The organism is Paenibacillus sp. FSL R7-0216 (genome assembly GCF_037969915.1).
GTDB classification, from domain to species: domain Bacteria; phylum Bacillota; class Bacilli; order Paenibacillales; family Paenibacillaceae; genus Fontibacillus; species Fontibacillus rhizolycopersici.
The window spans coordinates 4998649-5012997 of the sequence record NZ_CP150222.1; the positions used below are offsets into that span (position 1 = coordinate 4998649).

The 14349-nt window shown below is 54.4% G+C and carries 11 protein-coding genes; 4 read left to right on the forward strand and 7 right to left on the reverse strand.

Features of this window, described 5'->3' with window-relative positions; genetic code table 11:
* Position 1: 1 nt before the first annotated feature.
* The 5 genes from MKZ15_RS23015 to MKZ15_RS23035 all read right to left on the reverse strand — a co-directional run bounded on the left by MKZ15_RS23015 (position 2) and on the right by MKZ15_RS23035 (position 6973).
* Positions 2 to 2386, reverse strand: a complete 2385-nt coding sequence (locus tag MKZ15_RS23015) for a phosphoketolase family protein (protein ID WP_213622400.1) — start codon at positions 2384 to 2386, stop codon at positions 2 to 4.
* 266 nt (positions 2387 to 2652) lie between these two features.
* On the reverse strand, positions 2653 to 3381 hold the full coding sequence (locus tag MKZ15_RS23020; RefSeq protein WP_339818502.1) for a GntR family transcriptional regulator: 729 nt from the start codon (positions 3379 to 3381) through the stop codon (positions 2653 to 2655).
* A gap of 508 nt (positions 3382 to 3889) precedes the next feature.
* Positions 3890 to 4837, reverse strand: coding sequence for an SMI1/KNR4 family protein (locus MKZ15_RS23025; RefSeq protein ID WP_339818504.1), 948 nt, complete (start codon positions 4835 to 4837; stop codon positions 3890 to 3892).
* A gap of 98 nt (positions 4838 to 4935) precedes the next feature.
* On the reverse strand, positions 4936 to 5859 hold the full coding sequence (locus MKZ15_RS23030; RefSeq protein WP_339818507.1) for a DUF4180 domain-containing protein: 924 nt from the start codon (positions 5857 to 5859) through the stop codon (positions 4936 to 4938).
* Positions 5860 to 6220: 361 nt separating this feature from the next.
* Positions 6221 to 6973 carry a histidine phosphatase family protein gene (locus MKZ15_RS23035; RefSeq protein ID WP_339818509.1) on the reverse strand — a complete coding sequence of 251 codons (753 nt, stop codon included), beginning with the start codon at positions 6971 to 6973 and terminating at the stop codon, positions 6221 to 6223.
* A 114-nt stretch (positions 6974 to 7087) separates the two neighbouring features.
* Between MKZ15_RS23035 and MKZ15_RS23040 the strand changes: the two genes are divergently transcribed.
* Both MKZ15_RS23040 and MKZ15_RS23045 read left to right on the forward strand, forming a co-directional pair.
* A complete protein-coding gene (locus MKZ15_RS23040; protein ID WP_193418923.1) occupies positions 7088 to 7705 on the forward strand; it encodes a TetR/AcrR family transcriptional regulator in 618 nt (205 codons plus the stop codon).
* 318 nt (positions 7706 to 8023) lie between these two features.
* A complete protein-coding gene (locus MKZ15_RS23045) occupies positions 8024 to 8668 on the forward strand; it encodes a peroxiredoxin-like family protein (protein WP_155604683.1) in 645 nt (214 codons plus the stop codon).
* On the opposite strand, the gene MKZ15_RS23050 is transcribed toward MKZ15_RS23045, so the two are convergent.
* On the reverse strand, positions 8655 to 10553 hold the full coding sequence (locus tag MKZ15_RS23050) for a cation-translocating P-type ATPase (protein ID WP_339818513.1): 1899 nt from the start codon (positions 10551 to 10553) through the stop codon (positions 8655 to 8657). The genes MKZ15_RS23045 and MKZ15_RS23050 overlap by 14 nt on opposite strands.
* Positions 10537 to 10773 carry a heavy-metal-associated domain-containing protein gene (locus tag MKZ15_RS23055; protein ID WP_155604681.1) on the reverse strand — a complete coding sequence of 79 codons (237 nt, stop codon included), beginning with the start codon at positions 10771 to 10773 and terminating at the stop codon, positions 10537 to 10539. The genes MKZ15_RS23050 and MKZ15_RS23055 overlap by 17 nt, the downstream gene beginning before the upstream one ends.
* Positions 10774 to 11805: 1032 nt before the next feature.
* Here MKZ15_RS23055 and MKZ15_RS23060 point away from each other — a divergent pair.
* On the forward strand, positions 11806 to 13059 hold the full coding sequence (locus MKZ15_RS23060) for a saccharopine dehydrogenase family protein (RefSeq protein ID WP_059041383.1): 1254 nt from the start codon (positions 11806 to 11808) through the stop codon (positions 13057 to 13059).
* Position 13060: 1 nt separating this feature from the next.
* Positions 13061 to 14188, forward strand: coding sequence for a carboxynorspermidine decarboxylase (gene nspC / locus MKZ15_RS23065; protein ID WP_339818516.1), 1128 nt, complete (start codon positions 13061 to 13063; stop codon positions 14186 to 14188).
* Positions 14189 to 14349: the final 161 nt, after the last annotated feature.

Here is a 14349-nt window from a genome sequence, read left to right on the forward strand (position 1 = left end):
CTTATTTCAGCGGTTTCCAAACCCAGTTTTCCACTTCCGGTAGGTCGATGCCTTCCTCGCGGATGTACGCGTGGTGCTTCTTCACCATCGCATCCATTTCGTCGGCGATCGAAGCGTATTGCTCGGCGTTCGGCAGGTTCAAAACCGCTTCTTTGACCAGGTCGAACCGGTCCATTTGGTTCACTACGCGCATATCGAACGGCGTTGTGATGTCGCCATTTTCCCGGTAACCATGTACGTGCAGATTATGGTTGTGGCGGTCAAAGAACAGGTCCTTGATCAGGCCTTCATAACCGTGGAACGCGAACACAACCGGTTTGTCTTTGGTAAAGAATGCGTCGAATTCAGCATCGGACAAGCCGCGTGGATCCAGCTTCTGGCTTCTCAGCTTCAACAGGTCGACAACGTTGATGTAACGGATTTTCAGATCGGGCAATTTCTCATGCAAAATGCTGATTGCGGCCAAGCTCTCCATCGTCGGCTCCGTGCCGGAGGAAGCGAACACGATATCCGGCTCGCCGCCTTGATCGGTGCTGGCCCAGTCGATCACTTTCAAGCCTTTTTCCACCAGTTCCGCTGCTTCGTCAGCCGTAAACCATTGCGGACGCGGATGCTTGGAGGAGACGATCAAGTTGATCTTCTGACGGTCGTTCAGGATCGTATCAAACACGGCCAGCAGCGTATTGGCGTCCGCCGGCAAATACTCGCGGATGAACTCCGGCTTCTTGTCAGCCAGATGGCCCAACAAACCTGGGTCTTGGTGCGTATATCCGTTGTGATCCTGCTGGAACACCGTGGAGGTTGCCACGACGTTCAAGGACGGGATCTTCCCGCGCCAACCATGGTCCGTTGCTTTGCGCAGCCATTTGAAGTGCTGAGTGATCATCGAATCAACTACGCGCAGGAACGCTTCGTAGCTGGCGAAGAAGCCATGGCGCCCAGTCAGCACATACCCTTCCAGCAGGCCTTCCGCCTGATGCTCGGACAGCTGCGAATCGATGACGCGACCATAGGAAGCCAGGAATTCATCGTTTGGCTCCTTCACGGCGTCCAGCCATTGGCGTTTAGTGACGTCAAACACCGGTCCGAGGCGGTTGGACATCGTTTCGTCCGGGCCGAAGATGCGGAAGTTCTTGTTCGCTTCGTTCAGTTGAACGACCTCGGCTACGTATTTACCCAACACAGCCATGTCCTGAGCGACAACTTTACCCGGTACGGAGTTATCGAGGGCATAATCCCGGAAATTTGGGAGGCGCAGATCCTTCACCAGACGGCCGGCGTCGGTAACTGGATTTTTGCCCATGCGGCGGTTGCCCTTCGGCAGGATTTCGGCGAGTTCGTCTCTCAAACGACCGTTCTCGTAGAACAGCTCTTCCGGACGGTAGCTCTTCATCCATTCCAGCAAAGCCGGAGCGTGTTGCATGTTCTTTTGGTCTACCGGAATCGGTACTTGGTGGGCACGGAACGAATTTTCGTTCGGCACGCCACCCCATTCCTTTGGTCCCGTCCAGCCTTTCGGGGAACGGAATACCAGCATCGGCCATACCGGACGAGTAGCGTCCCCGGTTTCGCGCGCATGCTTCTGGATGGCTTGGATTTTCTCAACGATCGTGTCCAGCGCCTTCGCCATCGCCGGATGCATCAACTCCGGATCTTCGCCTTCTACGAAAATCGGTTCCCAGCCCATGCCTTTGAAATAAGCGGTCATTTCCTCGTTCGTTTGACGAGACAGGATCGTTGGGTTGCTGATCTTAAATCCATTCAAGTGCAAGATCGGCAGAACAGCCCCGTCCGTGATCGGGTTGATGAACCGGTTGGAGAACCAAGAAGCCGCAAGCGGTCCGGTTTCGGCTTCCCCGTCGCCTACGACGACCGCCGAAATGAGGTTCGGGTGGTCCAAAATCGCGCCTGCGCCATGCGAAAGCGAATACCCCAATTCCCCGCCTTCATGAATCGACCCCGGCGTCTCCGGTGCTGCGTGGGAAGCAATCCCGCCCGGGAAGGAAAATTGCTTGAACAACTTCTTCATCCCTTGAAGATCCTGCGTAATTTCCGGATAGATTTCCGTATAGCTGCCATCCAGGTAAGAGTTCGATACCATCACTTGCCCGCCGTGACCCGGTCCTTCGACGTAGAACATATCCAGATCATATTTGCAGATGACCCGGTTCAGGTGGGCGTAAATGAAGTTTTGGCCCGGAATCGTGCCCCAGTGCCCGATCGGCTTGACCTTCACATCCGAATCCTTCAACGTTTCCAGCAGCAGCGGGTTGTCCTTCAGGTACAACTGCCCCACCGAGATATAGTTCGTTGCGCGCCAATAAGCGTCCAGCTTGGCCAGGTACGTTTTGGAGGAATAATCGACTTGCGTCATCGTAAATGCCATTTCTTCCACTCCCTTTGTTTTTTCTTTTTCTGATCTTGTTCTGTTGCGTTCGATTCTAACCTTGTGAATGTTTTCACCTATACTTCTATAATAACGACCTTTTTAAAAATTGATACGGTCCAATTACGTGAAATATTGAACATACTATGAAAATTGATCGGTCCGCCGCTGCATCTTTCAGTGCCTTTAGTATGCCCATTTTCCCTCACCGGATAAAAAAAAGCAGGCCGAACCTTGGTTCAGCCTGCTTGGATGTCATTCCGCACTTATTTCTCTTGTACCGAAACGAACGTATTAAATTTCGAATATTTATAGTGGAACCGCATGTGCGAGAACTCGAACGGCGTGCCATTATCTAAGAAAAAGATCCCCTCCATAATGCTGACCGGCTCATTTGGTGCCAAATGCAGCAGCTCCTGGTCCTGCGAATTGGACGGCTCGGCGTAGATCGACAGGAACGACTTGGTCACGGCCAAGTTCCGCGAGTCCTCCAAATAGTTGAAGATCGATCCCTCGATAATCGTCTGGTTCAGGTCCTGCACGATTTTGATGGGGATGTACCCCGTTTCGATCATAAACGGCTCCTCGTCGAAGAGGCGCAGACGGACGATTTTGTACACGAAATCATGCGGCTCCAGAAACAAATCGCGCTGCAATTCCTCGGTCGGCGGAATCACCTCAAAGCTGAGCACCTTCACCTTCGGCTTCTTGCCGTGCATCTGGAAGTTGTCGGTGACCCCAAGATTGGAGCCTTCGTAGTTGAAGATGGACTCATTTTTTATGTATAGGGGATTGATGAACGTGCCGGAACCGCGCTTCTTAAAAATAATGCCGTCATGCTCCATCTTCGTCAGCGCGCGCTTCACCGAACTCCGGCTCACCTGGTACGTCTCGCTCAGGCTGCGCTCGTCCGGCAGTCTCATATTCGCAAACTGTCCGGAGAAAATCTTCTCCTTCAGGTCGTCTATGATTTGCTTATAGACTAATTGTGCCATGGGGTACCTCTCCTTCTCCTCTTATTCTACCCTTTTTAGGCGGAACGAGGAACTCCCTATACCCTATTCTCAACGAGAGTCGAGAGGATTATCTATGAAATTTCGAGTATAATGGGCCATTCGGCGATGATTCGCCATAATGTATTCGAAAAATCATATACAATTGCTCGTCTGAAGCGGAAAAGGCCTATTGTATATGAAAAATCATATATAATAGGTCGCTGAAAGGGCAAAGTGGCTTATTGTATTCGAAATATCATACACAATGGGCCTTTCGGTGATGATTTCCCATATTGTATTCGATAAATCATATCCAATTGCTCGTCTGAGGTGGAAAAGGCCTATTATATTTGAAAAATCGACTCCATGCGGCAAAAAGGGACCGCCAGGACCTAGGATCCTGACGACCTCTTTGGGAATCCGGACCCACACTCGCGTACGGACCGCCGCATTTTAAGCGAGCAACTGTCACACACTCGCGTGACCCGTCATGGTTTGAACCTGGCGGCTAACCTTGCTGCGCCCCGCCCGTCAACCCGCGGACGAACGCCTCGAAGCTCGGCGCCAGGCGGGTGACTTTCTTGCTCGCTTTCTCGACGTAAACCACTTCGGGTTCGCCGTCGTTGGCGGATTCGCGGTAGTCGAGCATAACCACCCCGGCGTCGGATGGCGTATCGCAGAGGACAACGCCGAATTCGGGATACCCCTCCCGCTCGATCGTCGCGCGGCTCCCGGCGGCTCCGCACAGCGAGTGCGGTTTCTCGCGCCCGATACCCATGAGACCTAAAATTTCGACGGTCTCGCCGGATTCGCTCCGGAAGTATCGGCCCCGGGGGATTCCGCCATTATGCACTTTCATCAGGTTCACGTAAAAAGCCGGCAGACGGAAAACAAGCGACTCCTCCACGGACTCGATTAATGCGTCAGTTGGCGGTGCGGAGACGTACTTTTCGGCCGCGGGATTGCCGTCATCCCAGAAGCTCGCCGCGTCGAAGTCACCCTCGAAAGTAACCGGTGCCGCCAAGGTTTGCCCGGCCTCCGGCTTCGTCGCTTCCGTCTCAGATGCTGCCTCGTTTGGAGTCGCTTCCGATCCAGATGCGCCCTCGGCCGTCTTTTCCTCGATCCAGCTCAGGAATTCCAGGGTGTCCTCGTCTCCCGGCTCCAACCGATCGGCGTTCTCGAACGCCGTCCGCGCTTCGTCGTACCGGCCCAAGTAGTAATACGCCAAGCCGATCCGGTAATGCCAAAGCGGATCCTCCTGGCCCTCCGCGGCAACAGTCAGGAACTGCTCGACCGCCTCATCATACCGCTCCAGATTGTTCAGCGCCCGCCCTAAATGGTTTACGAGCTCATAATCTCTTTCCTCCGCCGGCACGTCTATAATGGCTTGAACGATCTGTTCGTACTCATCTTCTTCATGCCACGTTTGCAATTGTTCCAATAGCTCTTCTCTCATCGATTGGCCTCCCAAGCGCATTTTCCATAAGCAAATTATACCATCTCCGGGACATGCATCACCAGCAAGGCCCACTTGGGAGGCGTACAAGCCTCTTCTTATTCTCCCGCCAACCATTCCTCCGCTTCGGCTTGACTGGCAAATACTCGGAACATGTTGCCTCGATTGGATTCGGCGAGCAACTCCTTCATCCGCCCTTTAATCAAGCTCCCGTCGGCAACAATAATGGCGGCGCGGAGCGAGAAGTTCACGAATTTCTGCAGAATTTCTCCGGCCACTCCTGTTCTTAACTTAAAAAAGTCCTCAGACAACGCCTCGGCATGAACTGCGATCCGTCCTGCGTTATGCTCGATGCACACTTCGATCAGGCCAATGGCGTCCTTACCGGTCGCGATCGGCGGTTCGGTGGACGACACGACGACGATCGTTTGATTGTTTTTTTCCACAAGTTGATAGTTCATGGTATGGTTCTCCCCTTCCTTCGGATGACGGATTCCCAGGTCTTCGCGCAGTTGGCGGATCCAGTCGAGTTCGCTCCGGTATTGCTCCAAGACACGGCCGTGGATTTGCTCCCATAGATAGGCTTCGCGGGTTGTGCGGCGCGGTGAGAACTCACCCCTGCGCAGCTTCTCCTCTTCTGCGGCGATCTGCAGGTAAATTTCCTGCTCATACCCCGTGAGGAGTGCATTCAGCTCTTTGGGATCTAGCGAATCCGCCCAGGCGAGGCGCACCAGGAAGGTGTTTTTGAACTCCGGCAGCTCCGGCGGAGACAGCACCCAGGCCTTCAGCTCTTCCCGCCCGGCATCGGTGATCGTATAGATCTTCTTCGACGGGGCGCTGTCCTGATGGTGCACCTCGTTGGTCACCCACCCCTCTTCCAGCAATTCCACCAGTGCCTTGTAGATTTGATTGTTGTTGCCCGACCAGGGCATGAACGGCGAATCCTGGATGATCTTCTTCAAGTCATAGCCAGTCAGGGAACGGGCGCTCAGCATCCCAAGAATCGCATAGTTGATCGACATTTGATTCACTCCTGTTTTCATTAACCTATGTTAATAGTAACATATGTTTCCGGAAACGCAAGCATATAGGCGCAAGGCTATGATGAGCGGGTGAGGTAAAGACAATAAGCGATGCCGAAGAGTAAAGAGGGAGGGGGTAAACCAAGCGAAGTGGGGGAATAGGGTTAAAAAGCAAGGGGGCTAACGGACCGGAGAGCCGTTATTGGTGCTAAATGACACTCTCCCCAAATCTAACGGACTCCAAAGACCTTATAGGCTCCAAATGGATGCGAATTTAGCTAGCGTTCCCGAAATAACGTCATTCCCGTCCGTAAGCACGGGAAATCTCCGGGAAATTGGACAATAAAGTCTTTACGGTCCGTTAGCGGAATGCTGCCTTGAAAAAAACTTCAGGCCGCCTCAATAACGGCCTGAAGCTTCTGCGGGTTTGCCTACCGGGCCGCAGGCTGGCCCAAGCGTCCAACGGGACGCGGGCCACGAGGTCGTAGCCCTGCCCCCGGCCGCGCGGGTGCACGATGACCGCTCCCATCTCGGGGAGCGGTCCAAACCCGACGCCCGGCGGGAAGCTGTGGGCGACGATCACGCGGTTGGCGCCGGCCGGAGGCGGCTCCTCCAGCAGCGCGTCCAGCGCGCGCAAAGTCGCCTCCCGCTCCGCGGGCGCTGCCGCCCCGCCGGGGGCGCCTAGCCGCGCCAGCCCGAGCAGCGCCGGCACGGCCTGCACCCGGGCGGGGCCAAAGGCCAGCGCGGCGGTTTCGCGCGTCCGGCACAGCGGACTGGCCAGCATCGGCGTCGCCACCGGGATGCCACGCGCCCGCAGCGCGTCGCCGAATTGGCGCGCCTGGTCGCGGCCGACGGCGGACAAATTGCGCTGCGTCGCGCAGTCCTCCGGCCGCAGCCCTGGCTGGTCCTCGCCGATGTTGGCTTCGCCGTGCCGGACGTAAATCACGTAGCCGCCCTGGCGCAGCGCTGCCGACAGTGAGGCCGAGATGCCCTCCCCTTCCGGCCGGGAAGCCTCTGCGCTTCCCGCCTCGAACGAAAGCGAAAATGCCAACAGGGCAAGCAGCATCGCCAATCTCCCTATGAGACGGATGCCGCCCCTTGCTTCAAGTTTCATTTGTTTGACCTCCTTTGTGACACATATCTCGATCCCTAGTGTGCACCGGAAAGGCGTCATTCATTTCTGGATGGATAACTCCATTTTTGATATACTAAGCTCATGAAGAACACGATGACAACAATCAACTCGGAACAGAAACTCACAAAGAAGGGAAAAGAAACGCGCAGCCGCATCGTCGCGGCCGCCGCCGGACTGATGTTCGAACGCGGCGTTGCCGGAACGAGCGTGGAGGATGTACAGAAGGAGGCCAAGGTCAGCTCCTCCCAGCTTTATCACTACTTCAAAGAGAAGAGAGAGCTGGTGCAGGCCGTCATCCTGTTCCAGACGGAGCAGGTGCTGGGCGCACAAGAGCCTTTGCTTAGCCATCTGGACAGCATGGAGGCGCTGCAAACCTGGCGCGACGCCGTTATTCAACTGCAGGTTGACCGAGAGTATCAAGGCGGTTGCCCGATCGGTTCGCTGGCCAGCGAGCTTGCGGACATGGAACCGGCAGCCCGCACGGCGCTTGCCGCGTGTTTCCTGCAGTGGGAGCAGGCGATCAGCCAAGGGCTGCGCGCGATGCATGCACGTGGAGAAATGCGCGCTGATGCTGACCCGGACCGGCTGGCGTTGGCGCTGTTGACTGCCTTGCAGGGCGGCCTGCTGATGACGCAGGTCCGCAAGGATATCTGTGCGCTAGAGGCTGTGCTCGATGCGATCTTGGAGCATATCCGTTCCTATCTCGTATGATGACGGTGCGCCGTTCGGTCTCCAAGTAAAAAGAGACAACCCGGGCTTGCACCCGGAATCGGCCACAGCAAAGGAGGTTAATCTACGTTTTTAATGGACCCCGTAACCGGCGGTAAACGCCGGGTTGCGGGGTTTTTGTGTGATCTGCGAAGGAGGAACATCCTCCTTTTCTGAAAAATGGAGTTGACAATCCAAAAAAATTTAAATAAAATGAGATCAGCTTAAAAATGGAGTGGTCACTCCAAAATAGAACGAACGGAAGTCCCCACCCCGTACAGCGGAGGGGCCGCCGTATCTACCTAAATGAGGTGTATGAAGATGACATTCACGCAAACCCTGGATCAAATGAGACAAGAGTTTATTGCAAATACCCCAGCCGATGTGTATAACGAGTTATTCCGCTTGATCAATGGGCAACAGCAAGCGGGCAATGCGTTCGGTCTGTCGGAGGGCCAAAAAGCTAAAGACTTTACTTTAAACAACTCGCTTGGGCAAGCCGTGAATCTGTACGACGAATTGTCCCAAGGTCCGGTTGTGCTGACTTTTTATCGGGGAGGCTGGTGCCCCTTCTGCAATATGCAGCTACGTTCGTATCAGAAGGTGCTTCCGCAAATCGAAGCCATCGGCGGCCGTTTGATTGCCGTTAGTCCGCAAAGTCCCGATAATACACTGACTCAGCAAGAGAAAGAAGATCTTCAATTCCAGGTCCTGAGCGATACGAACGGATTAACCGCGGCGGCTTATAACATTCTGTACGATGTACCGGACTACATTCAGGACATCTTTCTTAACAAATTCAACCTGGATCTAGCTGAATACAATGCTACCAACCGCTGGATCTTGCCAGTTACATCCACGTTTATGATCGACGAATCGGGTATCGTCCGCTCCGCCTATGTCGAGCCGGATTTCATGAAACGCCCCGATCCGGAGGACATCCTGGAGCAACTTAGACGCCTGTAATTGCCTTGGGTTCTGCGTCCCGCCCCTTATTCCGGCCGGAACTGCGCCCGCGCCGCGTCAAGCGAAGTGCATTCAGAATCACCAGCAGCACGCTGAATTCGTGAATAAACATACCGGAAGCCAGATAAATATGCTCCGTTAATACGCCTGCCAGCAACAGAACCACCACCGCCACGGCAAACGATACGTTTTGCTTCATGTTGCGGACCGTGCGTTTCGCCAGCTGGCGGGCGTATACCAGTTTATCCAGCCGATCGGTCATGATGACGGCATCCGCCGTCTCAATCGCAACGTCCGTTCCCGTCCCTCCCATTGCCATCCCGATGTCAGCAGCGGCGATGGCCGGAGCGTCGTTGATGCCGTCGCCAAGCATGGCGACGCGGTACCCCTGACGCTTCCATTCCTGGATATGTGCCACTTTATCGGCCGGTAAAAGCCCTGCGTAAACCTGGTCGATCCCCACCCGATCCGCGACGTGTTGGGCGGCATGTCGATTGTCGCCGGTCAGCATCAAGACCCGCTTCACCCCCTGCCGCTTGAGTTCCCGGATCGCTTCCTTCGCTTCGGGCCGCACAGGGTCGGTGATGGCGACCATGCCGATCAATTTCTCGTCAGTTGCCACAAACACGACGGTATAGCCCTGCTTCTCTTGGCGTTCGGCCTCCGTCCACGCTTCCTTGTTCTTCGCAACGCCTAAATGATCCATCCACTCCCGTTTTCCAACTAAAACAGCCTTTCCGCCAACCGTTCCGCTAATCCCGCTTCCTTTGTGCACTTCCACCCGCTCCGGCCGCTCGGCGGGCTCGACTTCCCGCTCCTTCGCCGCGTTCACGATGGCCTGGCCAAGCGGATGCTCCGATGCAGACTCGACTGCGGCGGCCAGCATCAATAGCTCGCGTTCCTGCGTGCCGCCATAGGTGTGTACCGCAACCACGCCCGGTCTGCCTTCCGTCAACGTTCCCGTCTTGTCGAATACGATGACTTCCGCCTTTGCCAGGTTTTCGAGAACCTCTCCGCCCTTGACCAGCAATCCGTTCGCGGCTCCGTTACCGAGTCCGGCCACCATGGACACGGGAGCGGAAATGACCAGTGCCCCAGGACAAGCGATCACCAGAAACGTTAGCGCCAGCTCCGGATTTCGAGAGATAAAGTAAACCAGAACCGCCAGCGCCAGCATGCCCGGCGTATAGTAGGAGGCAAATTTGTCGAGAAACTTTTGCGTCTTTGCCTTGGACTCCTGGGCTTCTTCGACAAGCTCGATGATTTTGGCAAAGGTCGTGTCTTCGCCAACTTGCTCCGCGATGACTTCAAGGTATCCGGTATCCACGGTCGTTCCGCTGAAGACGCGGTCGTGAACCTGCTTAGCGACGGGAACCGGCTCTCCAGTGATCGCAGCTTCGTTAACGAGGGCCTGACCGGAAGCGACCTGGCCGTCGACCGCGATTTTGCTACCCGAAGGCAGAAGCACCCGGTCCCCCCGGACCACTTCGGACGCGAGCAACTTGACCTGGGTGCCGTCCCGCAGGACGATAGCTTCGGCTGGGGCCAGATCGACCAACGCCTTCAAGGCGGAGCGCGTCTTGCCTAGCGTAATCGCCTCGAGGTACGCCCCCAGCCGGAACAAGAAGGCCACTGCGGCCGCCTCGACGTATTCGCCTAGGATCACCGCTCCGATCATCGCGATCGTCACCAACAGCTCGATGCTGAAGGCGGACATCCGAAGCGATTGAACTGCTTTGACCGCGATCGTCCATCCGGATATCGCAGACGCCAGCAGCAACGCCCCATTCTGTGCAACCTCCCAGCCCAGAAGGTGGAACCCGCCCGCCAGGGCTAGAAGCAGCCCAGACGCCAACAACGCTGCCGCTTTACGAGGTTTGGCCATCGCTCTGACCTCCCCCAATGACCGGGTAACCCAGCTTCGCCATTGCGTTTCTCAGTTGCTCCTCCTGCACCTGTTTCTCGTCAAACTCAACTTTCACTTGGCTGGAGTGGAACAACACTTTAGCTTCCTGTACCCCCGGCTGTTTCGTCAGTACGGTTTCGATTTTCTTGATGCAGCTCGGACAAGTTAACTCTTCTACTTTCCATTTCACGTTGACCATTTGGCATATCTCCTTTCGGTTATCGATGGCTTCATCGTAACCTGGATGCCAAAGGGTTTCCTTGATTCGCGTCAAGTTGGTGATTAGGGATGTGCGACGGGGTGCGATGGGGGGTACGGAGGGTTACGGGGGGTTACGGGTTCGACTGGGTGCGACGGAATGAGCCTAGTCGTGTAACGCTTGTGACAAACGCTATTCGCGCCAAAATGGAAGTTTTCTACGCGTAACGCTTACCTGGAACTCTATTGGGTCGATTTTTCGAGTTCTACATCTTATTTTCCGTCCATAAGCTCGCTGACAAGCGTCAGAACGCCAGCCCCCCTGTCTTTTGCCAAATAAGACTCGTGGCAAGCGTTAGCACAGACGGACGCGCAGACAAATGAGTAGATGGACGGGCAGACGGACGGGAAGACAGATGAGCAGACGAACGGGCAGATGGACGGGCAGACGCGCGAACAGACGAACAACCCACGTAAAGCACCCTAAAACTCAAGAAAAATTTATTTTAAATTAGCTATTGCCGTCCGAAACAGTTCCTGCTAATATAAAGGAGCATGATTTTTGGAAAGGTTGTATTCAATATATCGCGAGTCTTTCCAAGCAGATAATTTTTGACCACTTTCCTACAAGAGAGTTAAGGCCATACGGACAGCCGGGTCAAATGCCGATTGGCAACTTAGTTGCCTTATTGATTGAGTTAAAAGCTCAAATTTTATAAGTTGGTTACTTTACAACCAGTGCATATGCACATCAACTTGTGAAACGGTCAATAAGAGTGGTAAAGGCGAATTATTTGCTAAATAGACTCTGATCAAAGCATGATATATTGAATATTAAGACTTCCACTACGTGCGTTCGTGCGATGGTTTCGTACGGCGATGCAGACGGGCGTTCGTCCGTCATTCTGGAGCTTACTTAATATTGACTATATCAGAAGCAAGTGATGATGCGCAGGTATGCGTATGTTCGCTTGCTTTTTTTACGTTTCACGCCCGCTATGCCAAAATTCGAAGAAGGTTAGGAGATGGAAAAATGGGAAAAGCACTGATCATCGGCTGCGGCGGCGTCGCTGCTGTAGCCATCCACAAATGTGTTCAAAACAGCGAGGTTTTTGAGGAAATCTGCATTGCCAGCCGCACGAAGTCGAAATGCGACGCACTGAAAGCGAAGCTGGACGGCGGCAAGACGAAAATCACGACGGCGCAAGTCGATGCCAACAACGTCGACGAACTGATCGCGCTGATCAACGAAGTTAAACCGGACGTGGTGATGAACCTGGCTCTGCCGTATCAGGATTTGACGATCATGGACGCCTGCCTGGCAACCAAGACGAACTACATGGATACGGCGAACTATGAGCCGGAAGATACCGCGAAATTCGAATACAAGTGGCAATGGGAATACCGCGAGCGCTTTGAGCAAGCCGGCATCACCGCACTGCTGGGCAGCGGCTTTGACCCAGGCGTAACCGGCGTATTTTCCGCGTATGCCCTGAAACATCACTTCGACGAAATCGAGTACATCGATATCCTCGACTGCAATGCGGGCGACCACGGCTATCCGTTTGCGACGAACTTCAACCCGGAGATCAACATCCGCGAAGTGTCCGCGAAGGGCAGCTACTGGGAGAACGGCGAATGGATCGAAACCGAGCCGATGGAAATCAAACGCGTCTACAACTTCCCTGAAATCGGGGAAAAGGATATGTATCTGCTTCACCATGAGGAAATCGAGTCCCTGGCCCTTAACATTCCAGGCATTAAACGGATCCGCTTCTTCATGACGTTTGGCCAAAGCTACCTCACGCACTTGAAATGCCTCGAAAACGTCGGCATGACTTCGATTGAGCCGATCGAATTCGAAGGCAAGCAAATCGTGCCGCTGCAGTTCCTGAAAGCCGTACTGCCGGATCCGTCTTCGCTTGGACCGCGTACGAAAGGCAAAACGAACATCGGTTGTATTTTCAAAGGCAAAAAAGACGGTAAAGATAAGCTGTATTATGTATATAACGTGTGCGACCACGAAGAATGCTACAAAGAAGTCGGCTCCCAAGCCGTAGCTTACACGACCGGCGTTCCGGCGATGATCGGTGCGATGATGCTGATGAACGGCACTTGGAACAAACCGGGCGTTTACAACATCGAAGAGTTCGATCCGGATCCATTCATGGATGCGCTGAACAAATGGGGTCTGCCTTGGCAAGAAAGCTTCAATCCGGAGCTGGTAGACGCGTTCCCGGAAGAGGAGACCTCCGCAGAGCGCAAAGAAACGGAGTACGTTAGATAATATGCGCTTCGAGGAACTGCCAACACCTTGTTATGTGGTCGATGAGAAACTTTTGGAACAAAACCTGAAGATCCTGGGCGGCATTATGGAGCGGACGGGCGCGAAGATTATTTTGGCGCAAAAAGCATTTTCGATGTACACCACTTATCCGCTGATCGGCCAGTATTTGAGCGGGACGGCATCCAGCGGCCTGTTCGAAGCCCGGCTCGGTCACGAGGCGATGGGCAAGGAGAATCACGTCTTTGCCCCGGCCTACCGGGACGATCAGATGGACGAAATCATCGAGCTCTGCGATCACGTGATCTTTAACTCGTTCTCCCAAGTGGAGAAGTACCGGGATCGGGTGCTGGCGGCCGGTAAAAAAATCGGTTTGCGCATTAACCCGGAATGCTCCACGCAGGTGGGGCACGACATCTACAACCCTTGCGCCGTCGGATCGCGGTTTGGCGTGACGCTCGAGCATTTCCGTCCGGAACTGTTGGAGGGCGTGTCTGGTCTTCATTTTCATACCTTGTGCCAGCAGAACTCGGACGATTTGTCGACCACGCTGGATGCGATTGAAGAGAAGTTCGGAACATGGCTGCCGCAAATGGAATGGATCAATTTCGGCGGCGGTCATCACATCACGCGGGAAGACTACGATATTCCGTTGCTGGAAGCGTGCATTCTGCGGATGCAGGACAAATACGGCTTGGAAGTGTATCTGGAACCGGGCGAAGCCGTGGCGCTGAACGCCGGTTACCTGATCACGACCGTGCTGGATACGATGAAGAACGGCATGGACATCGCCATTGTAGATGCCTCGGCCTCCTGCCATATGCCGGACGTGCTCGAGATGCCGTACCGTCCGCCGCTGTTCGGTTCGGGCGAAGCCGGCGAGAAGCCGTATACCTATCGGCTGGGCGGGCCAACCTGCCTGTCCGGGGACAATATCGGCGACTACTCGTTTGACCAGCCGCTGAAGCCTGGCGACCGCCTGGTGTTCGGCGACATGGCGATCTACTCGATGGTGAAGAACACCACCTTCAACGGCATGCCGTTGCCAGCACTTGTGCTGCAGCATAAGGATGGCGACTGCGAAATCCTGCATGAGTTTGGATATGAAGATTTCAAAATGCGGTTGGCGTAAGTCGCCGCTTAAAAGAAACGGAACCGCCTTTTCAATCGAATGGGGCGGTTCCGTTTTTGATATGGATTAGAAATTGCGAACCAAGAATGAAAAATTAACTTAAGTTAATGCCCCTTCCAGCCCCTTTGGCTAAAATGATGAATGATTTCAAGTCATTTTAG